This window comes from Moorena producens PAL-8-15-08-1, from assembly GCF_001767235.1.
Taxonomy (GTDB): domain Bacteria; phylum Cyanobacteriota; class Cyanobacteriia; order Cyanobacteriales; family Coleofasciculaceae; genus Moorena; species Moorena producens_A.
On sequence record NZ_CP017599.1, the window covers coordinates 7560571 to 7583926 of the forward strand.

The 23356-nt window shown below is 42.3% G+C and carries 18 protein-coding genes and 3 pseudogenes; 11 read left to right on the top strand and 10 right to left on the bottom strand.

Annotation, left to right across the window (positions count from 1 at the left end; genetic code table 11):
• The first annotated feature begins 35 nt into the window (after positions 1–35).
• The 6 genes from BJP34_RS41130 (at position 36) to BJP34_RS41135 (ending at position 8341) form a co-directional block, all read left to right on the top strand.
• Positions 36–260, top strand: a complete 225-nt coding sequence (locus tag BJP34_RS41130) for a hypothetical protein (protein ID WP_070395131.1) — start codon at positions 36–38, stop codon at positions 258–260.
• 445 nt (positions 261–705) lie between these two features.
• The gene (locus BJP34_RS27745; RefSeq protein ID WP_193431286.1) at positions 706–1050 is read left to right on the top strand and encodes a hypothetical protein; all 345 of its coding nucleotides are present in this window, start codon (positions 706–708) and stop codon (positions 1048–1050) included.
• 409 nt (positions 1051–1459) lie between these two features.
• Positions 1460–2176: a hypothetical protein gene (locus BJP34_RS27750; protein WP_070395132.1), complete on the top strand. Its 717-nt coding sequence runs from the start codon at positions 1460–1462 to the stop codon at positions 2174–2176.
• A gap of 156 nt (positions 2177–2332) precedes the next feature.
• Positions 2333–3868, top strand: a complete 1536-nt coding sequence (locus tag BJP34_RS27755; RefSeq protein ID WP_070395133.1) for a hypothetical protein — start codon at positions 2333–2335, stop codon at positions 3866–3868.
• A gap of 69 nt (positions 3869–3937) precedes the next feature.
• The gene (cobN, locus tag BJP34_RS37685; protein ID WP_083305377.1) at positions 3938–8113 is read left to right on the top strand and encodes a cobaltochelatase subunit CobN; all 4176 of its coding nucleotides are present in this window, start codon (positions 3938–3940) and stop codon (positions 8111–8113) included.
• A gap of 36 nt (positions 8114–8149) precedes the next feature.
• Positions 8150–8341, top strand: coding sequence for a hypothetical protein (locus BJP34_RS41135; RefSeq protein ID WP_149031224.1), 192 nt, complete (start codon positions 8150–8152; stop codon positions 8339–8341).
• Between the two features lie 19 nt (positions 8342–8360).
• Here the strand turns inward: BJP34_RS41135 and BJP34_RS27775 are convergent, their stop codons facing one another.
• Together BJP34_RS27775 and BJP34_RS27780 are read right to left on the bottom strand one after the other, a co-directional pair.
• On the bottom strand, positions 8361–9674 hold the full coding sequence (locus tag BJP34_RS27775) for a family 10 glycosylhydrolase (protein WP_070395135.1): 1314 nt from the start codon (positions 9672–9674) through the stop codon (positions 8361–8363).
• A 214-nt stretch (positions 9675–9888) separates the two neighbouring features.
• The gene (locus tag BJP34_RS27780; protein ID WP_070395136.1) at positions 9889–11061 is read right to left on the bottom strand and encodes an AAA-like domain-containing protein; all 1173 of its coding nucleotides are present in this window, start codon (positions 11059–11061) and stop codon (positions 9889–9891) included.
• Positions 11062–11431: 370 nt separating this feature from the next.
• On the opposite strand from BJP34_RS27780, the gene BJP34_RS44680 reads away from it, so the two are divergent.
• The 3 genes from BJP34_RS44680 to BJP34_RS49585 all read left to right on the top strand — a co-directional run bounded on the left by BJP34_RS44680 (position 11432) and on the right by BJP34_RS49585 (position 12363).
• On the top strand, positions 11432–11608 hold the full coding sequence (locus tag BJP34_RS44680) for a hypothetical protein (RefSeq protein ID WP_158517514.1): 177 nt from the start codon (positions 11432–11434) through the stop codon (positions 11606–11608).
• 73 nt (positions 11609–11681) lie between these two features.
• Complete coding sequence (locus BJP34_RS27785) at positions 11682–11999, top strand: DUF4359 domain-containing protein (RefSeq protein ID WP_070395137.1); 318 nt, start codon at positions 11682–11684, stop codon at positions 11997–11999.
• Positions 12000–12240: 241 nt separating this feature from the next.
• Positions 12241–12363, top strand: coding sequence for a hypothetical protein (locus tag BJP34_RS49585; RefSeq protein ID WP_267876400.1), 123 nt, complete (start codon positions 12241–12243; stop codon positions 12361–12363).
• Between the two features lie 128 nt (positions 12364–12491).
• Here BJP34_RS49585 and BJP34_RS27795 read toward each other — a convergent pair whose 3' ends face one another.
• From BJP34_RS27795 to BJP34_RS50560, 3 genes are all read right to left on the bottom strand, one after another.
• Positions 12492–13505 (bottom strand): hypothetical protein, encoded by a 1014-nt coding sequence (locus BJP34_RS27795; RefSeq protein ID WP_229424058.1) that lies wholly within the window; start codon positions 13503–13505, stop codon positions 12492–12494.
• A 543-nt stretch (positions 13506–14048) separates the two neighbouring features.
• Positions 14049–14303, bottom strand: a complete 255-nt coding sequence (locus BJP34_RS27805) for a hypothetical protein (protein ID WP_070395141.1) — start codon at positions 14301–14303, stop codon at positions 14049–14051.
• Between the two features lie 501 nt (positions 14304–14804).
• The gene (locus BJP34_RS50560) at positions 14805–15500 is read right to left on the bottom strand and encodes a MutS-related protein (protein ID WP_418904174.1); all 696 of its coding nucleotides are present in this window, start codon (positions 15498–15500) and stop codon (positions 14805–14807) included.
• Between the two features lie 169 nt (positions 15501–15669).
• Between BJP34_RS50560 and BJP34_RS50565 the strand changes: the two are divergent.
• A pseudogene (locus tag BJP34_RS50565) lies at positions 15670–15729 on the top strand (hypothetical protein); the annotation flags it as partial.
• A gap of 113 nt (positions 15730–15842) precedes the next feature.
• Here BJP34_RS50565 and mutS read toward each other — a convergent pair.
• From mutS to BJP34_RS44685, 4 genes and pseudogenes are all read right to left on the bottom strand, one after another.
• A pseudogene (gene mutS / locus BJP34_RS27810) lies at positions 15843–17816 on the bottom strand (DNA mismatch repair protein MutS); the annotation flags it as partial.
• A gap of 114 nt (positions 17817–17930) precedes the next feature.
• The gene (gene iscB, locus BJP34_RS27815) at positions 17931–19202 is read right to left on the bottom strand and encodes an RNA-guided endonuclease IscB (RefSeq protein WP_070395143.1); all 1272 of its coding nucleotides are present in this window, start codon (positions 19200–19202) and stop codon (positions 17931–17933) included.
• Between the two features lie 1033 nt (positions 19203–20235).
• A pseudogene (locus tag BJP34_RS27825) lies at positions 20236–21398 on the bottom strand (IS4 family transposase); the annotation flags it as partial.
• 414 nt (positions 21399–21812) lie between these two features.
• The gene (locus BJP34_RS44685; RefSeq protein WP_158517515.1) at positions 21813–21992 is read right to left on the bottom strand and encodes a hypothetical protein; all 180 of its coding nucleotides are present in this window, start codon (positions 21990–21992) and stop codon (positions 21813–21815) included.
• A gap of 574 nt (positions 21993–22566) precedes the next feature.
• On the opposite strand from BJP34_RS44685, the gene BJP34_RS27830 reads away from it, so the two are divergent.
• Complete coding sequence (locus BJP34_RS27830; protein WP_009149283.1) at positions 22567–22827, top strand: MoaD/ThiS family protein; 261 nt, start codon at positions 22567–22569, stop codon at positions 22825–22827.
• A 60-nt stretch (positions 22828–22887) separates the two neighbouring features.
• Here the strand turns inward: BJP34_RS27830 and BJP34_RS27835 are convergent, their stop codons facing one another.
• Positions 22888–23121 carry a hypothetical protein gene (locus BJP34_RS27835; protein ID WP_070395145.1) on the bottom strand — a complete coding sequence of 78 codons (234 nt, stop codon included), beginning with the start codon at positions 23119–23121 and terminating at the stop codon, positions 22888–22890.
• Positions 23122–23356: the final 235 nt, after the last annotated feature.

Genomic DNA, 23356 nt, shown 5'->3' on the forward strand with positions numbered 1-23356 from the left:
TCCCTTTCCTCTCACCACTAAATCGTTCGCGTAGCGTGGCCATTCGCGTAGCGTGGCCTAAAGGCCAAGGCCAAGATTATAGTGGGAGACGACCGGGAGGCGGACAGATGATACCCATCGACACATCGAAGGGAACCTTCCAGGTCTGGACTAAGCGAATTGGCAATCATCCGACGATGAAGGTACTGCTCCTCCATGGCGGGCCGGGTATGACCCATGAATACCTAGAGGCATTCGACAGTTACCAAAAAAATGGGTAATCGCACCCCGTCCTTCGTTCGACGGCAATTCTAAGAGACAATGGGATTGAAAGTTGGCACCTTGTGTGCTACACTAAAAGTATAATCAATAGACTGTAGTAGCTAGATACTGTCTAAACATAAGTAGGCAACGTAAAAAATATGTAAGAGATACATATTGCGTAATTTGGTCTAACGACTTAAATGTCTATGAAAAATTTAGATAAAAAAGTATCTAGTTAAAGCGATGCAGCGCGGTCTTGGGGGTTTCCCCCATGAGCGACTGCATCAAGACATAGATGTTGAAAAGGTACGGTGGGGCACACCGAAACCTAGGTCATAGACCAAATACGCTTGTGGAGAGGAGACCTCTATTTTTCCTGGCTCCGGCCTGGTTAAACAAGTCACCCCGTTGAAGCAAGAATCCTCATCCTTCCAGGGCGGGGAGTGTCAACATGTCCTGCGTATGCCATCGGAAGATTGGCCGGATCCATTGAACCGTAGTTTTAAGCACCTAAATCCGGATATCTATGTCCCGATGCAAGGACCATCCGAGCTGGGTCTTAAAGGCAAACTCATAGATTGGGATCGTTCTGGTGACCTAGGGCAAATCGAAGTGCCAAGTCTGGTTATTGGTGCCCAATACGATACGATGGATCCTGAATACATGGAATGGATGGCGGTCGCGATGCAGAATGGCCGTTACCTCCACTGCTCAAATGGTAGCCACCTAGCACTCTACGACGACCAGCAAGTTTATTTTCAAGGTCTGATCCAGTTCATCCAGGATGTAGATGCAGGCCGTTTCTGAGTGCTGGTGAGCAGCAATCTTCGATCTGGTAGATGGGGTCAAGGGTTCCTCTGGAAATCTGAGGTTTGGTTTTTCTGCCTGATCTGGTTATATCGGATTGCTTGAGTTTTTAGGTGGTCTGTGTTGCCTAACTATTGACCACAGGGGATGCTTTGGGGGGTGGTGAAAATGGGGCTGCCCGAAAGATGGTGACGCACCGCTAGCTTGAAGGCGGTTAGGTGGCATATTCTTTGGTATGACCTGTACTTTAGAATTGTTTGGTAAGGTTTTCAAGGTTGGTTCAAGCGTGAAATTATCAGAAAAAACGATATAGCGCTACGCCCTATACAATAGTGTTCAGGCAAATCCGTATAAAGCCAACAGGTATATTTAGTCAGTGAACTTGACAAACTATCGATTGAAAATCTAAATGAAATCATTCAACCTAACTGAGCTTGCCAATAAATACCAATCGGATAAAGGAACTGAGTATTTCGATAAACATGGCTACACGCTAATATATGAAACGTTGTTTTGGCTCCTCAAATCAAAACCTATCACCTTCTTAGAAATTGGCTTATGTATTGGTGGTCCCGAGTTCGGTGATCACTTGTTAAGTCGAATCCCCACTGACATGCCATCAATTCGCATGTGGACAGACTATTTTGATAATGGGCATGTTTATGGTTTTGATATTAATGATTTTAGTCATTTAGAATCAGAAGTTAGAAACTTTAAATTTGTCAAAGGTGATTTAAGTTGCCAAAATGATATTACCAATTTGGTGAAGGTTACAGCTCAGCTTGAAGGCAAGCAAAATTTAGTTGTTTACGATGTGATATTGGATGACGCATCACACGCTTCTTTTCATCAACAACAAGCTTTTGCTCTGTTATTTCCTTCCTTGAAACAAAATGGTATTTACATTATTGAGGACTTACATTGGCAAAGTCCAAGTTACGAAGATAAACTTCCAGATGTGCCTAAAACTATCGAATTATTGGTGCAATTGGAAAATCTTAAGAATGGCTCTGGGGTGTTATCAAATAACTATTTATTCCGAAATGAAATTATGAATTTTATTGATAATATTAAATCAATTGAATTTTATTGTGATCAAAAGCTAGCTATTATTACTAAAACTTAACAAAACAATATAGCAGTCGAAGTAAAGCTTAAGAAATCTTCTGGTCTCTGCTCCCTGCTCCCTGCTCCCTGCTCCCTGCTCCCTAAAACCCAGACATTTTTACCTCACAAGTCGTAGAATTGCTATAATTCTTAAAAGATAAGGAGAATTATTTTTTTGCAACACAGCAATCTGGAATTTAAGTTTTTGCCTGAACATCTAAGAAATGGTCAGGTTATTGATATCCCAGATCTAGTAAAACGTCTAGATGCTGCCAAGGAAGCTCTTAAAACAAAACCATTGGGATATACACTTGAGTCCTTAACTGAATTTAGCCCTGTTGTTAAGGAAAGAAAGCGTTTGCGTGAGACGAATTTTAATGCAAGTCATGATGATCGTGAAAAACTTGATATTCAGTTGAATAATGCCTTCTACTTTAATTCAGAAAATGTAGACTTGGGCGATCCAGATGCTCAATCTATTGTAGAAGCAGCGCGTGATTTCCTATATCAAGGCGATCACAATCGACTTTGGTTGCTGCCTGCCTTTGTTGAAAGGGAAACTATTGCTCATGTTGCTACTTACCATCAGCGTTTACTGCCCAGGGGCCGCGTTATCGTTGTTAGTCCCGATCAGAAAACATTGACAGCAGCTGCACATCATTGTGATATTGTTATCGATCAGTGCCAGGTTTTGGAACAGATTAATATCAATGCATTACGAGAAGAGGGGTTTTTACCAAAGCATAGAAATGTTCGCTTGAGTGGAAAAGGAACGACACTTTTAGCTGGATTCATTTGGGCTATGGCTCATGGATTAATTAATGATAAAACCTATATTGGCCATACTGATACTGATGAAATCAACTTAGATTTTTATGGACCTTATTATCAGACAAATTCAAAAGAAAGACGTCGTGTTAGTCCATATAGACCTGCCGAGTACATGGCAGCAGCAGCGGCATACATGCCAAGCTCTCATAAAATCTCTGTTGTTCAACCTGCCAAAGCAGGTGTGCGAAGAAAAGGGGAAGTCTGCTTGCCAGCATGGATGATGATGGCTAATACGACAATTGGAGATGCCAAAATGAGGCAGATGGGCTTGGAGCTTTGTCGCGTTGCATGGCCATCTCCTGGAGAAGCAATTGTTTGGGCACCTGTGTATCGAGATATGCCATGGCAGGGAACAACGGGGTTTGATTTGGATCGGTATGCAAAGGCGTTTTATATTGAGATGGGATTTAGTGGGCTTGGAAGTAACGAGAATTATGCATTTGTACAGGTAGGAATTCCTGCTCCCAAAATTGAGAGCTACGGTGTTAGAGAAGTAGATGATATCGGACAAGCTATATGGGCAACAAGTATTTATTCAACACAAGAGCAGTTTTACTATCATCAGTTAATGAAAGAAGGATCAGCCGAATTCGCTCCGGGATATTCTGATGATCTGATTAAAGCATTTAATGAACAGTTTGCTGGTGTAGAACTGCGTGTACCATTCACATGTCCTCCTGAGATTTTACAGGATCATTCTGGAAAACTCTATATTGCCTCTGAGGATTCTAATCCAAATAGAGCAATGTATTGTGCTGGTCCATTCTATTATCCATCACCAACAAGAATGTTGGAAATGGGAGTTATCAATTTAGATAAAGTCAGGGAGGTACCGAATCTGAGCACAAGTGCGAACAAGTTGCCTGGTAGTTTGGGTTGAGCCTTGCCATCTATGCCTGAGTCCAATAGACTCATTTAGGATTAGGATCAACGAATCGCACCCTAAACTATGCATCGCATCGCCGCTACTCCAGGAGGATGGAACCCTGAAGCTGAAGGGGTTATCTTCATCGAACAAACCCCAGCACCGATTATTTTCCTGACTGCTGCTGACACCGATATCCAAACCCTAGCCGCATCGGTATCCCAACTTCCGCCAGATTTCCCAGCTATCCGAGTCGCTAATCTGTTGCAGTTGCAGCAACAACTAACCATTGATACCTATGCTGAGGATATCTTGGCCAAAGCAAGGATTATCATTATCAGATTATTGGGTGGACGCTCCTACTGGTCTTATGGCTTAGAAGTGGTGAAAGAAACAGTAGAACAAACTGGCGCTACATTATTGGTTTTACCAGGAGATGACCGACCAGATCCGACGTTAACTAGTCACTCCACAGAAACTATTCCGATAGTGAATCAATTATGGCGCTACTTTACAGAAGGCGGTGTTGAGAATTTCACTAACGCTCTGAAATTTGTGGCAGATGTATGCCTGGACCAAACCAATAATCCACCACCACCAAAACCTGTGCCTCGGGTTGGGGTTTATCCATGGCAATCGGGGATAACTGAAGAAGCTACTGGCAATGTTACAACAAATTTTGCCCCCCTAGCCCCCCAGCGAGCAATCCCTCGCTGGGGGGAAATTGAGGTAAAGTCCCCCAGAATTGGGGGATTTAGGGGGCTTGCAGCTAAAGGTAGTGAGGTCAATTCATCTGAAAACGGCTGTAAAGGCAATCTTAAAGTAGGTATCCTGTTCTACCGTGCCCATTATTTAGCAGGAAATACAGCACCGATTGATGGGTTATGTCAGGCTTTGGTAGAACGGGGTTTGGAACCGGTGCCAGTATTTGTCTCTTCTTTACGGGATCTAGAGGTACAACGGGAATTGTTACGCTATTTCCAAACTCCCGATAGCTCTAGTAGTGCGATTGAGCTTTGCTCACGCTACGCGATCGCAGTCTTGCTGAATACCACTAGTTTCTCCGTGGCTAAGTTGGATGCTGAGGTACATCAGTTGGAGTTGTGGGAACGGCTGGATGTGCCTGTGTTGCAGGTTATTTTAAGTAGTGGCACCGTGGAACAATGGCAGTCTGGGTTTCAGGGATTGATGCCCAGGGATACTGCTATGAATGTGGCGTTGCCAGAGGTGGATGGGCGAATTATTAGTCGTGCCATTTCCTTTAAGTCGGCGCAACGGTGGAATCCTGCTCTGGAAACGGATGTGGTGGTTTATGAACCGGTATGCGATCGCATTCAGTTTGTAGCAGATTTAGCCATGAATTGGCTACAGTTACGGCAAACCCTACCGAATCAGAGAAAGGTTGCTCTGATTTTAGCTAATTACCCCAATCGAGATGGCAGGCTGGCCAATGGCGTAGGATTAGATACCCCGGCCAGTTGTGTAGAGATTTTAAAAGGGTTACGGGATGCTGGGTATTGGGTTGAGAAGATTCCGGAAACTGGGGATGAGTTGATTGAGTGGTTGACCGCTGGGGTGACGAATGATCCGGAAGGATGGCAGTTACGTTTGGTACGACAACAGTTGAGTTGGCAGGAGTATTGGGACTATTTTCAAGAGTTACCGATAGGGGTTCAAAAGGGAATCCGTGAGCGTTGGGGAGAGTTTGATGTTAATGGTTTTGACAACAAAGATGGCAAGGGAGAGATAACCGAGATTTCGGGATTTCCCATTTCAGGGATTCAGTTGGGAAATGTGTTTGTAGGGATTCAACCCTCTCGGGGTTATGATCTTGACCCAGCTTTGAATTATCATGCTCCGGATTTGGAACCAACTGATGGGTATTTGGCATTTTATTATTGGTTGCGGAAGTGTTTTGGTGCCCAAGCAATTGTTCATGTGGGCAAGCATGGGAATTTGGAGTGGTTACCGGGTAAGAGTGTGGCCTTGTCAGAGTGCTGTTATCCAGAAGTAGCCTTAGCAGCCATGCCTCATTTGTATCCATTTATTGTCAATGATCCCGGAGAGGGAGCTCAAGCAAAGCGTCGCGCTCAAGGGGTGATTATTGATCATTTAACCCCTCCCATGACTCGTGCTGAACTTTATGGACCTCTGCAACAGTTGGAGGGATTAGTTGATGAGTATTATGAAGCGCAGAGTTTGGATTTATCTCGGTTGCCAATTATTCGCGATCGCATTGTTAAACTTATCCTTGATGAGCACTTGCACGAAGATTTGGGGATTGCAGTAGACGACATCGAAGCTAGACAATCGGAAATTACTAATCAAATAGATGCTTATCTTTGTGAATTGAAAGAAGCTCAAATTCGAGATGGATTACATGTGTTTAGTCAATGTCCCCAAGGACGTCAATTGCAGGATTTAATAGTAGCAATTGCTCGTCATCCTGGAAAGAATCGCATCGGCTTAACTCGTGCTTTGGCTCAGGATTTTGGTTGGAATTTTGACCCCCTAACGGAAGAGTTTTCAGTGGTTAAGGATATAGAAAAAAGCAAGATAGATGCGATATCAAAAATAATTAAAAGGCAAAAGGCAAAAGGCAAAAGGCAAAAGGCAACAGAGGAATGCTATAGTGAAAGAGTTACTGTTGGGGATTTGAGAGAACAGGGAACAGGGAACAGGGAACAGCGATGCAGCGCGGTCTTGGGGGTTTCCCCCATGAGCGACTGCATCAAGACGGGAACAGAGGAATGCTATACTGGTAAATATACTGTTGGTGATTTGGTTGAAGTATTGGAAGAAGAAGCCTCTAAATTAGTAGAAAAAATCATCACGAATTCCCCAATAGCCATTACTGATGATCGATTACCGATTACTAAAACAACAAAACAAGAATTAGATTGGATACGCGATCGCCTTTTACCAGCACTACAACAAACTAATCAGGAACTCACCCATTTGTTACGGGGATTAGAGGGGAGATATGTACCCAGTGGGCCATCTGGTGCGCCGACTAGAGGACGACCGGATGTTCTGCCCACTGGTCGCAATTTTTACTCTGTTGATATCCGTGCCATTCCCACAGAAACAGCGTGGGATGTGGGCAGAAAGGCAGCTGAAGTGCTATTGGAGCGCTATACCCAGGAAAATGGTGAGTATCCCAAAACCCTAGGGATTTCGGTATGGGGCACATCTACCATGCGTACCGGGGGAGATGATATTTCCGAGGCTCTGGCGTTGTTGGGAGTGCGACCGATTTGGGATGGGTCCTCACGGCGGGTGGTAGACTTTGAAATCTTGCCAGTGTCTGTATTACAACGTCCCCGGGTGGATGTGACCCTGCGCATCTCTGGCTTCTTTAGAGATAGTTTCCCCAATTTAATCGACCTATTTCACAATGCAGTAGTTGCTGTGGCAAACCTGGATGAATCACCATCAGACAATCCTCTAGCAGCCCAGGTGAAACAGGAAACAGACTATTGGTTACAGGTAGGGTTGAGTCAGTCTCAAGCCCAAATGCGATCGCACTACCGCATCTTTGGCTCAAAACCAGGAGCCTATGGTGCCGGGTTACAAGGTTTGATTGAATCTCAAAACTGGCAAGATGAGCAGGATTTAGCTCGCGCTTACATTAACTGGAGTAGTTACGCCTACAGCTCATCTTCCCCCAAGGGAGCCCCAGAAGCCTTTGAGCAGCGTCTCAAACAAATGCAAATTGTATTACACAATCAGGATAATCGGGAACATGATTTACTCGATTCAGATGATTATTACCAGTTTCAGGGGGGGTTAACTGTAGCGGTGCGGGGGTTAACTGGCAAAAATCCTCAAACCTACTTTGGGGATAATTCTATCCCTGAAAAGCCCAAAGTTCGACAGCTAAACGAAGAGATTGCCCGAGTGTACCGTTCTCGTGTCGTGAATCCTAAGTGGATTGAGGGAGTGATGCGCCATGGTTACAAAGGAGCATTTGAAATGGCAGCAACGGTAGATTATTTGTTTGCCTATGATGCTACCGCTAATTGTGTCGCAGACCATATGTATCAAGGAGTAGCTCAGGGGTATTTATTTGACCCAGACGTCCAAGAGTTTGTCCAACAAAAGAATCCATGGGCCTTGCGAGATATGGCAGAACGGTTACTGGAAGCAAATCAGCGGGGATTGTGGCAGTCAGTTGAACCACAGACCTTAGAGAAATTGAGAGCGATCGCATTACAAGCAGAAGCAGTGATTGAAGGGGAAAACTTTGGCATTGTATAGCTTGGTAAGTCTAGTTATATAGCGTTTCTAGGACTCATGAGGTACACATTATTTTTCCCTCTTCCCTCTTCCCTTTTCCCTTTTCCCTCTTCCCTGCTCCCTGCTCCCTGCTCCCTGCTCCCTGCTCCCTGCTCCCGTCTTGATGCAGTCGCTCATGGGGGAAACCCCCAAGACCGCGCTGCATCGCTGCTCCCTAAAAACCAGAAATTTGTACCTCACAAGTCGTAGAATTGCTATAAGTTTAGGTCTATTTAACATAAAATTGTTTTAACTTAGACGCTACGTCCTCTGGATTTGTCCGATCAGGAAATACTAAAATAGCCTTAATTTTGTTATTAGCTACTATTTCTGGCAAGCGATGGAATTGTTGATCGGAAATAGCAATTCCATCATAGGTTTCGGCATAATCTACTTCTTTGGTAAAATTTTTATCATTATACGCTTGAATAAAAACTCGATCTACATTCCATTTTGGCCAGTCAGCAGCAAAATATTTTTTAGCCCAATAAGGATTATGATGACAAAGATCAAAACTAACCTTTGGGTTAGCTTGTTTCATAGCACCGATCATTTCTTGTGAAAAAGTGGTTAGCTTATTAGTGCGATTTACTTTACCTGGCAACTCAGCATGGTAACCCAGATAATCATCCCATTGTACTGCATCAATTTTAGGATATTTTTGGACAAATTCTACTAAAATATCTCTAAAAAAATTAGCAACTTCAGGAATTTCTACATCAAGAATGTAATGCTCGATTCCCGGATAGGTGCGGTCAACGCCGGGTACCACCCATTTGCGTTCAATAGCTAAATCAAAAATCGGGCTATTTTTATCTATTTTGATACCTTTTTCAAAGTAAGCATGAACTTCCATGCCGTGTTTGTGTGCTTCATCAATTAGCCAAGTTAACCAGCGGTCGCGAAACAGATTGGGACAACTTTTATAACCGAACGTTTTTTGCATCACTTCACTAGTGTACATAGGACAAGCATTACCCCATACACCATGAATAATCGTATTAATACCTTGAGAGTGATAATGACGAACTTGTTTTCTAATCTTCTCTTCACTAGCATTATTAGTTACGTTATAACGACTTATATAAATTCCTCTGATTGCTTTTTTCTCCCAAGGAGTTTGAGAGCTTTGAGTTATTTGAGTTGTTTGAGGTGTTTGAGCTGTTATTGGTGTTGAGGAAGCTGGCTTATCATTAGGTTTAACAATTGGTGTTTGAGGTGTTTGAGCTGTTATTGGTGTTGGTGAAGCTGGTTGATTATTAGGTTTAACAATTGACGAATTTGGTAAGGAAGGTGCAGTGGTTACAGGAGGCTTAGTAGGAGCCGAAGGTTGTGGTTCGGCGGTCGTGGAATTTAAACCAGGAATAGTTATTGGTAGATTTTGAGGAATAGCTATGGGGAGATTTTGAGGTAATTTGCTAATCATGGCGAAACCTCCTTGATGGTTCAACCACCAATAGCCACCTCCTAAAACCAGTAAGATTAGAGAAATAGGAATATTTGCGCATCCACATCCACTGTTTTCATTCTTCTTATTCGACATACTAAACTTATTCCCTAGCAATAGTTTAATATATTATAGCAATTATCCTAGTCATGATATACAAATTTAGGGGTTTTATGAAACAGATATTAGGCGAGAGTAAATAGGTAAAAAAATCTGTGTATATCATAGCTATCAGAAATGCTATAGTTTAAGTTATACCAAGGGGCTGAAGCCCAAAATCCAGGTATAGCTAGGGTTTTAGTCCCTTAAACTAACAGTATGCCATACTAACTCTGGAAGAGGGCAACTTTCGAGGATACGCACGCAGATTCTCTAGTTGTTTGGTAACCCATTCAGGATTAAAAATTGCTTTATATATAGGGTTATTAACCCTTAGCCATCCTTGTTTATTAAGCACCAAACCCGATAGCAGCAATTCGTTACACTGTTCGCTGTTATCCATCGGTACATCATCTCCAGCTAAAATCTGCTGATAAAGTCTCAGCAATTTGTCAGCATAGTATTTATTACCCAAAAGGCGAGCCGAGATACTTCGCAAATGTTCGGGTTCATCCTGGGATTTCCAATTATCAATAATGCCAGTGTGTACAATTCTCTTTATCCAAGATGCCTCATTACTAGGAGCAATAGTCAACCCGACTCTTACTGAATCTACTACCAACTGACATAGTTTTTGGGTCAGAAAAGGTTGTCCTCCTGTCCAAGCCAGTATCTCCTTGAGAATTGTTTTAGGGTTACCCCCTGTTTGCTCTAATCCCTTGGCAAGGGGATATGCTTGATGGAATTCAAAGCCATTTAGTTCTATGGCTTTCCCGATATTAAACGGTGTCCGCTTTTTGCCAGTCATCAAATCCCTTGGCTTAGCTACCCCGAATACAGCAAAGACAATGCGCTTATACTCAGGATTAATTGCTCTTTGGTTATAGCAGAATCGGATCAGGGCAAAAAAATCATCAACGGGAAAAGGTAAGTTTATAATAGTATCAATTTCATCAATGAAGATAACAATTTGTTCAGTATTAAATTTGGCCAGCAGGATATCTTCCAGGAAATTACTCAATCGCTGAAGCAGTGAAAGATACTCTTCCTGGTGCCACCAGGATTGTAAATTAAAGTCACCGAATAACTTCAAGCCTCGTACTAACTCAGCAACCACTCCTTTGTACCACTGAGTTGGAGTAATTGTTTCGCTACCGATGCGTGTCATATCAATAGTACTGCATCTTATACCTTCTTGTTCTAGCTGATGTCTGATTCGCACCGATAGAGAAGATTTGCCCATTTGTCTGGGAGCCATCACATAACAAAACTCACCCCTTTTTAAGGCGTTATAGAGTTGGACATCTGCTTGTCTTTCTACATAGCTAGGTGCATCACTGGCTAGACTACCACCGACTTGGTATAGAGGGTAACTGTTAATCATAAAGTTGTTAGTAATTTTTCTCTGGTTTGCATAAATAAATCCACAAAATTCACTTATTTGTTCATAAAAAAAACCAGATTACTATAACGCTAATAGATAAAAAGTATAATCATAGCTTGTGAATAAAGTGTGAAAATACCGTAGGGACTGGAATTGTAAAATTTTATATTTTAGCTAGGTAACGGGGAACTTAATATCGGCGAAAAGAGAATTAGATCAAGTCTGGTTAATCATTTTAAAAATAGCCGATTTAGCAGCAATAGCAATCAAGAGCTTAGATTGTCCGGAATACACCCACAACGTAACGAAAAAATATTTAACCAAGGAATTTAACTGGGCTTCCCATCGGTGGAGGTTAGATCAAATCTGCTTGACTAATCATCCTATGGCTGAGTTTGACCCGGTGGGTGGAATGGGCATCTTGCCTGTTTCGGGAATCTTGGTGGAACGGGCATCTTGCCTGTTTCAATTTCCGGGCAGCAACCTAACACTGGCGGTGCGTTACGGGGCGGACTATCCCAAGGCTGGCGGTCGAGGCGAACAATAAGGGCAAGTCCGCCCCTAACGCACCCTACGCACTAATTACTGATTACTAATAATCGATTGTTTAAGAGAAAATTATGTATCAGCGCATCAATAGCACAGTTTTCTTGGCTTTAGTGTCCAGCATTATGGCACTCACCAATCCAACTAAAGACGCTTATCTTGATCATGCGGCATGGCATTTACATGATACTTACTGCCAGCAGAAATCCCTTCCTCTTGGGGTAAAAGCAGCTTGTTTTGTCGGTAAACCTTTACCACCTGATGCAGTTAAGCCAGTAATCGAAAGCTACACTCGTCACCAAAACTATTTCCTTTTCAGTATCTATACCACCAACTTCTGGGGTAAAAAATTCCACACTGTTGGGCTAGGGGGTAAATTTTTGGTGTTTTAATTATATAAGCTATCAGCTATTAGCTATCAGTTATCAGCATATGCTTACGGTGGTTTGCATAACTATCAGGTACACAGGATTGTTTTTCCTCTTACCTCTTTTCCCCTCTTGGGAGGGGTTAGGGGCTCACAGGGGTAGGTTTTTTAGATTAGGGTCAAACATGGGACTTAACCTCAGTATAGGAAAAGGAAAACAACGAATAAATGATGATTTTTAACGACAAATTAAGTACATTGTCTTGATGCAGTCGCTCATGGGGGAAACCCCCTGTTCCCTTGCTGCATCGCTTTCTTATACCCCACACCCCACACCCCACACCCTAAACCCAACACCTGAGGTCTTTGTAAAAAACCTACCCTTATGAGGGGCTTAGGGGTGGGTTCCTGCTGCCTGCTCCCTGCTCCCTGCTCCCTAAAAACCGATAATTTTGTACCTAACAGCAATTGCAAACTGCTGTACTTAATTCTATCAGAATTGCAGCCCTATAAGAAACTATGATCGTGAAAAATCTTCTATGTCAAGGGATTCATAGTCTAATTCAGAAACTGTAAATTTATATCTTTTACCTCGTTCTAAACTCCTGGTTTTGATAGTACATTCTTTAGCATTGCTTCCATCCTTTGTTACTACAGAGCAAGATTGAAACTTTATGTTTAAAAAGTTATTGGTATAGATTCTATCGCTTCCTGATGACAAGTTTTGTATCCTATCATTGATCCAATACTTTACCGAGTAGAGAGTCTGATTGGATATAAGTGTACCAACTTCAGTGGTCTTTGGCTTGAGAAAGCTTCGGATAACGCCGCTCCCACATTTGTACTCAGTAAGAGTCCTGATATCAGCACACAAAGACATAGGAACTTCTGAGTTCATACAAACTGATTTCGTAATAGGATAGGAATCTCTTTGTCTGACATCAACATTTCTTTTAATTACAGCAGTGAAAACTCCAGACTCAAGTACACGATCGCGTTCTTTAATCTCGTACTCAAATGTATTCTCTCCGTCTAAAACACGAAAATATTTACTATGATGTTTTGTTCCAAAAATTATCTCTGTCCCTTCTGAAGATCTGCCTTCATAGTACTCTCTGTCAGTGTAAGGATATGGGTCACTAGCCACTCCTCTGGTAATATTTCTAACAATTACACGTCTTTTACGAGCTGCTGGAGTAGTACTGGAAGTAAACCGAGCCTCCCGAGAGGACCAGCTGTAACCTGGGCACTCACCTTTATACTTAGTTTCGTTAATTTCTACTTGATTGAGTTCTCGGCTACCTAAGAACTCCCATCCGATTTCCGGTGCAGGTTCTGTTTCCAAATCCTCTTCAATTCCGATTTCCGGTGGAGGTTGTATTTCCAAACCCTCTTTAATTCTGATTTGCAGTGGAGGTTGTGTTTCCGAACCCTCTTCAATTCCTGTTTCCGGTACAGGTTGTGTTTCCGAACCCTCTTCAATTCCTGTTTCCGGTACAGGTTGTGTTTCCGAACCCTCTTCAATGGGCAATTGTTTTAGTGGCGGCAACTGTGCTAGTGAGGGTGCTCTAAAAAATATCAAAATCACACTAATGCTCAAAGCAGCGAGCAAAAAAAATTTGCTATTTGATGTAATTTTAGGAACTATTTTGTTCCAGGATAGCTTGAAGTTAAACATAAGAACACATTACTTGAATCAAAGTATTTAAGTTGTCATCAAAGACTTGTTAGATTGTGCAATTAAATTAATCGGATCAATTGGATATGAATTTGGATCTGGATAATTTTCCGAGCACTTCGGATCAGGAATTGATCGGTTTGCGGAGTAAGGCTATTGATTCTAAACAAGTCCTTGAGTGTATTAAGGTGAGAACCAATAAGAGGCTGAACCTGAGTCATAGGATCAAATCTATGCTGATGATAGAAGTTGATGCCAGAGTTTCGGACAATGGTTCAAATCTTTAGCAGTGCAATACTAGCAGGGCAAATCACGGGCGCAATCAACATGAAATAGCCCTGAATGCTAAACACCAGTTAGGAAAGTGGTTTACCATCTTGCTGATCTGTGTAATAATTAGTGAATAGGATGGTAATTTTCTTGAGAAACTATCTGTTTAATACTGGTATCTACCTGCGGTATTAATTTAATTAAGCCATCGAAAACAGAAAGTAAAAACATAAAAAACAAGAAACTCATGGGAATCGAAATAATAACTCCGATCAGTGTCTGTCCTAAATCATTCCTAATGGATAGCCCCATCAGATTATCAACTCCATAGTCGATATGCGAATTTCCTTGTTCATCTTTATAGACGTCTTTAACTTTCATAAGTTTCCTCGCTCATCCAAGAAATTATAAAAATAACTACAAAGCTTATAGCTGACATTCCGCCCGCCCAAAAATAATTTGATAAAGGCAATGAAAAGATAGCACCAAAAATTAAGGGTATGACAACGTAGTATAACCCGATGTGATCAAGCTGCAAATAAAAGCTATAAATTGTAGTTTATGTAGATAACAAAAACCCACAAATTCCTAAGTTTTTGTACCTCAAAATATTATCGCTACCCTTTAGTTTCTCAAGGTTGACACCTATCAAGAGCTACAGGTGGCGTAGTATCTAGTCACGGAGCTGCTCCCCAAATTGATTAGTTAAGGTCTATATACTAATCAGGGCTGGCTCAGAAATTTATGAAATCGGATATTTTTTGGGTAAGGGCAGTGGCCAGGAATGCCTTAGCTTAGCGGCTCCTAAGTCCCATCCCATCCGCGTTGACTGATAAGCTGTGTTAATTGTGTCGCTGTTAATCAAATCACAACCATGGTGGCTTAGTCATCAAAAATATCCAACTGTTCGATGGTAATCTCTTGGTCGCTCACCTTTTGGCCAGTTGTGTTCCTAGCTGACAATTGTTTGCCAATCCCTTTGCGTAACCCCAGGGCAATTTTACTGTGCTTCTCAATTTGCTTCATCACCTGCTTCGCCCGATTAATCACTGAAGTTGGTAAACCCGCTAAACGTCCTGCCTCAATCCCATAAGAACGGTTAGCTCCTCCTGGCTGTACCTGATGCAAAAAGATGATTTCATTGGCTAACTCTTTTACGGTCACCTGATAATTAGCGACATTGGGCAAAATCGAGGCTAACTCATTCAACTCATGATAATGGGTGGCAAAAATCGTCCGTGCCTTAATTTCCATGGCCAGATACTCCCCCACCGCCCAAGCAATGGAAAGACCATCAAAGGTTGCGGTCCCTCGACCAATCTCATCCAACAACACTAAAGACTTATCGGTAGCATGATTGAGAATATTCGCCGTCTCGTTCATTTCCACCATAAACGTAGACTGGCCTGTTGCTAAATCATCCACTGCACCGACTCTGGTAAAAATGCGATCGCAAATCCCCAAACTTGCTTCCGATGCTGGCACAAAACTTCCCACCTGTGCCATCAACTGAATCAATCCTACCTGACGCAAATAACAACTCTTCCCACTCGCGTTCGGTCCGGTCAAAATAATCAAATCAGGATTATCCGTTTCGGTTGAAGGTTGTTCGTTATCGGGTTGAAGGTTAGAAGGTTGTTCGTTAGCAGGTTGTTCGTTAGCAGGTTGTTCGTTATCGGGTTGAAGGTTAGCAGGTTGTTCGTTATCGGGTTGAAGGTTAGCAGGTTGTTCGTTATCGGGTTGCTGCTTATCCGGTTGCTCGTTATCCGATTGCTCGTTAGAACTTTCAACGTTCAACTCAGAATAACCTTCAACCTTCAACTCCCCGTCAACCTTCAACTCCTCTTCAACCTTCAACCTTCCAACATTCAACTCCCCGTCAACCTTCAACTCCCCGTCAACCTGCAACTTGTTTTGACCTAAAGACGCGGAATTCGGCACAAACAAACCACTGGGCAAGGACTGCTCCACCACTGGATGCCGTCCATCTATAATCCGAATTTCCCGGCTTTGATCCATATAGGGACGACAATACCCCTGATAAACAGCTACTTCTGCTAATCCACACAACACATCCAATGCTGCTACTGCCCGAGACACACCCCGAATCCTGTCAGCTTCCAGCCCTACCTCATGGCGCAAGCCTACAAAAATTTCATACTCTAAACGATTCAAATCCTCCCGGGCCGTGAGAATCCGTGCTTCCCGTTCCTTCAGCTCTGGGGTTATGTAGCGCTCTTCATTAACTAACGTCTGCTTCCGAATATAGTTATCTGGTACCTGAGCTGTTTTAGCACGAGGTACACTAATGTAATATCCAAAGGTCTTATTAAACCCTACCTTCAGCTTGGGAATATCTGTCTTTTCCCGCTCCGTCACTTCCAAATTGGCAATCCACTGCTGATCCTCCTCGGCTTGACCACGCATTTCATCCAATTGCTGATTGACCTGAGGCCGAATTAATTTCCCCTCAGTCAGATGCAACGGTGGTGACTCTACCAGATGCTCCTGCAGTGTGTGCCCTAACTCTTCCAATTGTGGCGGTACATTCTGCATCACTTTCAGATAGGGAGAAGACCCATAAGCCGCTAGGTCAGCTAATTCCGGTAACCTCAACAGAGAATCCCCTAGGGCGACTAAATCTCTGGCATTGGCTCTACCAGAACTTGCCTTCCCTGTCAACCGCTCCAAGTCATAAATTTTCCGAAGCAGCTGCTGTAAGTCCTGGCGCAGTCCAGTATTATCCACTAATTCCGCGATCGTATCATGTCGCGCCCGGATTCCCTTAATCTCTAGTAATGGTTGCAGTAGCCAGCGCCGCAATGCTCTACCTCCCATGGCTGTACTGGTTCTATCTAGAGCCCAAAGCAGGGAACCATTAAAGGTGTTATCTCGGACAGTAGCAGTAATTTCCAGATTGCGACGAGTCTGGTGGTCGAGAATTAAATAATCAGCAATGGTATAGGTACGTAATATCTGTAACGCTACATAATTTTCTTTTTGGGTATCTTTCAGATATTCCAACAATCCACCAGCAGCACGGACACCAAGGGGCAGATGTTCACACCCTAAGCCTTCAAGCGATCGCACTCTGAACTGTTCCAACAGTCGCTGTCGGGCTTCGGCCAAGGTAAAGTGTCGTTGGGGACGGAGTGCATAACAAAATGAATTAGGTAAACAATCCGGTAAACTCTCAGAGGTTTGACCAGGTCGTAGCATACTCCCCAAATCGGGAGCATTGGTGGGAATTAATACCTCCGACGGCTGCAAGCGCATCAATTCCTGAACCAGCAGGTCTAACTCTCGGTCTTGAGTAGTCAGAAATTCCCCAGTGGAAATATCTGCATAGGCTAAACCCCAATGATTCTTTGCAATCACTACTGCTGCCAGGAAATTGTTACGACGAGCATGGAGCATCTCCTCTTCCATCAAGGTACCGGGGGTAAGGACACGGGTGACTTCCCGGCGCACCTGACGTCCTTCTTTGGCTGCCACTGAGGCATCTTCCACTTGGTCACAAATTGCGATCGCATAGCCTTTTTCCACTAGCATGGTGCTGTAGCGGTCTAAAGCATGGTGAGGAACCCCTGTCATTGGCACCCGTCCCACTCCCTTACCTGCTTCTTTGCTAGTTAAGACCAGTTCCAGGGCTTCAGAAATTATCCTGGCATCCTGAAAGAAGGTTTCATAGAAGTCCCCAACTCGGTAGAGCAGCACAGCATGGGAATACTGGTCTTTTAGTTGAGCAAAATGCTGCATCATCGGTGTCAGCTTACTGCGGTCCACTGTCCGATGGTCAGTATTCTCAGGCGCAACTTTCCTTGCTGCTTCAGTTGCCCTTTTCGGAAGGTTATCGTTGGATTCGGGAGTAGATGCTTGAGGGGATCTGCTCATCTGTGCGCCTCCCGGTCGTCTCCCGCTATAATCTTTGATTTAGCGGTGAGACGTGCCATATAAACACCTGGGGAAACCCCAGGTGACAGGCACTCAGGAAAGGGAGGACAGGGTTTAAATCGTATAAGCATAACCATCCTTTCTGTGAATAAACTGACAATATTTGTGGCTAATTCCCTGTACTAATCCTGATTTAGTGGAGATATTGAAAGAACCCGATTTTCGAGTTGCGACTCTCCCCACGTAAGTACCTATTTTTTTACCTTTAGTTACCACAGCACGAACAATGTCCCCTGTTTGGAACCCTTTATGCACTTTGGTTCTTGAGCAGTAACGAATGGGGAATCCGTACTTGTTGGTTCGACAAAGTTGACGAGTGCCGTGACCTTTGGCGGTAATTATCAAAGGATGGGTTACTTCGATCACCAATGTTTCAATTTTTCCGACGTTTGCAGCATCTAACCAATGAGTCTTAGGGAGGTTTTGGCGACATCGGTTAAACTTAGTCAATCCGCCGCTACCAACTTCGACAGGCAACCCAATAGATTTTAGTTCGTGGTACAACTTCCAGCGAGTCGCATTAACAGCTGCCGCATCAGCTAAAGGTCGTTTTGCTTGAGCTTTAACCCGCCTCAAGACATCAGGCTTTCCAGACAAGAAATGCTCAACCTCCTGATTAGACTTAGCTTGATTACATGAATGACACGCGATAGCTAAATTAGAAATTCTATCAGAACCGCCTTTAGATTTAGGCTTGATATGCTCAATCTCTAACTGAGTATCTGTTGTCCCACAGTAAGCACATTTACGATTCCATTTTTCAAGTAGATACTCTCGAAGCTCGTAACCGTAAAGCGTACCTTGCTGATACTCGATCCCAGATATTTCAGGATTTTGCAGTTTCTGAGTATCAAATCTAACCAACTCTTGAGAGATACCTGTAATTGGACATAAACGAGTTAGTTTTTTGACCCAAGTTAAAATGTTGTAAACTCTAGACATCAGACTAGGAGCTAACCAGCCTTCTGACCATGGTCGGTTAAGAAACCTGGGCTTGCGATACCGAGTTTTACGATTGCGACGGGCGCGCCTTAACTGTCTACGAGAAGTCAAAGCGTCTCTAATTTGAAAGCCTCTATGGTTAAGTTCACCTCCCCAAACCACTCTGCTATTTTGAACAATGGCCAAACCACTTGTTTTTGCTCCAGGGTCTATTTTGAGCTGATGAGTATGAGTTATTGGCTCTTCTATTTCCTCCGTTAAAATTATAGTAAATGGGTAACGACGATAGACCTTAGCTTTGCCTGTCGAAAGTAGAATTCTAGCTCTCGCCGGTTTGCAGGGGTCTAAAGGTTGTCGATTTTTATTTAGTACAAATACACGCATAATTGTGTTTCCTCCTATTGCTAGGGTAAAGTTAGCTTCGTCAAAGTTATTTCTCGGTACTTTCCTGATCGCACTGACTTAACTCAATTACATCTGTTTAACGACCGGGTTCTAGAGCTGGGGACTAGCTACGCATCCCCAGGTAGGACTTTAACTCTTGGAAATAACGGAGTTCTCATAGAACTTAGACTGGTCAACTATGAGCTTTTCACAAGCTCCCGCTATAGTCTGTTCGCGCAGGGTCGGCCGTAGGCCACGCGGGGCGCGTTCGGCTACGCCGAAAGACTTAGCGGTGAGTTATTGACTGACTAAGCTAGAAATACCAATATTCTATCCTAATCGGTAAATCCAACTCATCTTCGGTTTGTTAGATTGATTTCCACTGGGCTTCTAGTACTCTATCGCCATAGTTTTGTCAAGACTAGGGAGTAGAGTCAACACATCTAATGGATTGATTCATACATATAGTGTTTATTTATTTCAATAAACACTATATGTAGAAAATATCTTGTCAATAAGCACAATAATACCGGGTTTATTGAGAACTACCCCCTTGAGAGCATTGGCGTAGCCTGCGCGTAGCGCAATCGCAGGATTTTACAAAAGTTAATATAGTGCCGTTTACTTTTGTCCGACTACTTATAGCAGTTCTAAATGATTCGTGAAATATATTGGCTAAAGTGTTCGCTATAACCTTTTTCCAGCAACGATTCCAGATTTGTCTGATTTTACAAATGATTTATAATTGCTATAGTGCTGTTTACTTTTGTTCGACTACTTAGTAATAAATTGTTATGTTTAAAAACACAATTTATTACTATAATTTGTTTTAGTAATATTGGAAATTAATGATGTTGAGTAAACTAAGCACTCTATCTATTATAGCTTTGCTAAGTATGACCCTAAACCAAGGAGTAGCTAAAGCACTTACTGGAAGTGTACGTAGTACAGGTTGGAGGCAGGTTAGTTCTCAAAGAGAAAGAAGTTGTGCTCGTAAGGGTATAGAAAAAATGAAGATTCTTGTATTTGAAGGCTGGGGGGGCGACATGAGAGCTAAAAAGTAGACTGTATAAGCTTCATAGCTCTCATACCTCGTAAATAATTATCGAGCTTATGACGACTTAAACGCATCAAAGCATAAACTAATTCCCAACATTTATCCATAAAATGAATCCATTTTTGAGCATACATTCCAATATAAAAACTGCTATGTCTTTTAGTTAATCGCCCATATTCTTTGACTCTCGCTACATAGTCCTGAACTCCTTTTTTATTAATTATTTCTCCTTTAATTGTGGCAATAAAGTAAGCAAAAGAGATTATAATAAGTAAAGATATAAAGCGTTTACCGACAACATTACTGCCTTCCATATTATATCCACCGCTTTTATAATCTCGGAACATTTCCTCAATATCAAAACGTTTTTTATAAGCTGATATTGCCTCAGACAATTCGCTCATATTTGTTAGGATAAACCAACCTTCTTGGCTTACTGACTTTCGATAACTTTTCTTCCATTTACAGGCAATACTAAATCCTGATACTTGTTTAGTTTTTGTGACTTTAACCTTTTCAAAAAATAACGAAATTCCTGGTTTTAATCCCGAGTTTTTCAGGGAAATCCACCCCTGATTTTTTAATTCAATTTGCTCATTTTTTTTAAGTCTTAAACAAAACTTAAACCCTTGTTTGTCTAGCCATTCAGCCAATTTAACTGAACAAAACTCTCGGTCTCCCAAAATAACAACATGATAGCTATCAAATAGCCCTATAATAGTTGATAGTATTTGTTTTTGCTCTAAAAAATTACTTGAACCAAGTTTTGAAAGAAGTTCAAAATAAATTGGGATTGCTCGGTTTTTATAAATTATACTAACCACCAATAAATTTTTGTTATTCCAATTAGTCCTATCGATGGCTAAATAGATTTTTTTGTGTTTATCAAATTTTTGAGTGAGCCATTCTCTAACAAGTGGAAACCACATTTTTTTTATTTGAAATATTGGTAATGAAAAAAATCTCTGTAACTTTTTACGCCTTGAGTTACATTTAATAGGCAAAGGTAAAGATTCAGCAATTTTTTCGAGTTTAACATCCTTGATATCTTGTACAATGATTACTACAAGGTAAAAAAACAATAATTGAGATTCGGAAAGGAGATTTTTTAAATGTTTTTGATATAATTCTGGTAGCATTTTGAATTGATAGGTCGTCTTGACAATTTCTGACCTATCTTTTTTTACCATAATTCGCTCAATTTAATATATATCAAGGGTTACGGGGCGCTTGTCGCCCCCCCAGATTTGAAGGTCAAATCCAAAATGTTCCAGGACACACAAACAATTCTACCCGCTGGATAAGAGGAAATAATGCTATTTACAATCTTGTTTGTTCTCCTACTGGTGGTCATATTAGAGTAGACCTTATTTGTGTTGATTCTTGTGATAGCGGTTCTCGGAATATTTTGAGTGAAATAAAGAACCTTATGACTTGGTAAATTATAATTTTTCAAGTCACTTTAAAAAAGCCTCAGTTATAGCTGATGCTTTTATTTATAATGTGAACTTAAGAGGTTGTCTGAGAAGTCCCATTTGCTACATCCAAGCCCCCTAAATCCCACAATTTTGCGGTGCGACCCGTGGCGAATTTAATTCGCCTAGCGATGCAGAGGTGCGACCCGTGGCGAATTTAATTCTTAATACGGAAAAAGCACCATTACGGTCTTGGGGAGGCAGCGCGGTCTTGGGGGTTTCCCCCATGAGCGACTGCCGTTCCCCCAGCGACTGCATCAAGACAAGGAAAGCGCACCGGGGGGGACTTTTAGAAGCAAATTGACTCTTGTTCCCCCCAAAGTTGGGGGGCTAGGGGGGCAAAATTCAGTATCAAAAAACTTGGGAGATATCCTCTAAGTTACAGTTAGGTTGCTTATGATTTTACTAGTTGAGTTACTAGACTATGCGCCTCTGTATATTTTGAACCCTTACGCCCACCTTTAGCCAGCCCCCAGGACATTCGCATCTAAATTGCAAAACCCTTATCCAGTAAGGATTTCATCAATTGATTTATGGGTAGGACTCGATCGCTGAAATCCTCACCCCGCCAGCATGTACAAAAATAAGATGCGAATGCCCCTGGACTAGCTATTTGATCAATCTAGTCAAATATGTCACTTAGGTTTTAAAATACTCGTGAATTAGGGTCAATACTGCTTTGGTCATGAGGGTGCATCTATCTTACTTGATCTGATTTGTAAAGTATATTTCTAAGGGTCTGAGTCTCGTCAGGGAAAAAACATCAAACAGCATTTAACACAAAAAAATAGCAATTTTACAGCAATTAGGGAGCTTTATAACTACTTTATCTATGTCTGAACCATCAATCACTGTTACAGTCAAGCTTTTTGCTGCCTATCAAGAAACCTATGGCTTGCCAGAACTCCAGTTGGGATTTCCCCCTCAAACATCAGTATCAGCCGTGCTAGACCGTTTACTGAGTGAACACCCAGAGCTGGAGCAATGGCGTGAAGTAACCCGCTTTGGCATCAATCTGCAATTCGTTCCCCCCGATACCCCCTTGCAAGATGGGGATGAAGTGGTTCTGATTCCTCCTGTTAGCGGTGGGTAATCGATTGTTTTGCCTGCAAGGCTTTTGCTTCTAAGGGTTGTGTTTCTCAGAAAATCTTTCTCATAAAAATTGACTGATATGTAGCGTTGCTTCACCATGATCAGGAATCCAGGATACCCACTGGTCTTCTGAAATCTGACACAGCAGTAGCGCTTCATCAAAGCTATAGGGATTAGGTAGCTCTAACAAATGTACCCAAGTCCCAGGTTGGAACGCTTCCTGGGACTGATCTAAGTTGGGATTAGGGGAGCTGTTCCAAGTCGGGGTTTGGGTCTGCGATTCTAAAAGTTTCATGATTTTCTCATCAAGGTAAAAAAATTCCCGTCTACCCTAGCTGAGACTGCTGCGAGCCAAAATCTTCCCAGACAATGGGTAAACTTTAACTATTTTCTGTATTTAATTTTACAAAAATAACTGGGCAGCACTAGCCTTGTGAGAGCTAATGTAATTTATCTTTGGATAACTTTACAGGATGCCTCGCCAAAGGGCATTGCTTAAAGTAGGAGTAATGTGTCGGTGGCAAATGGCT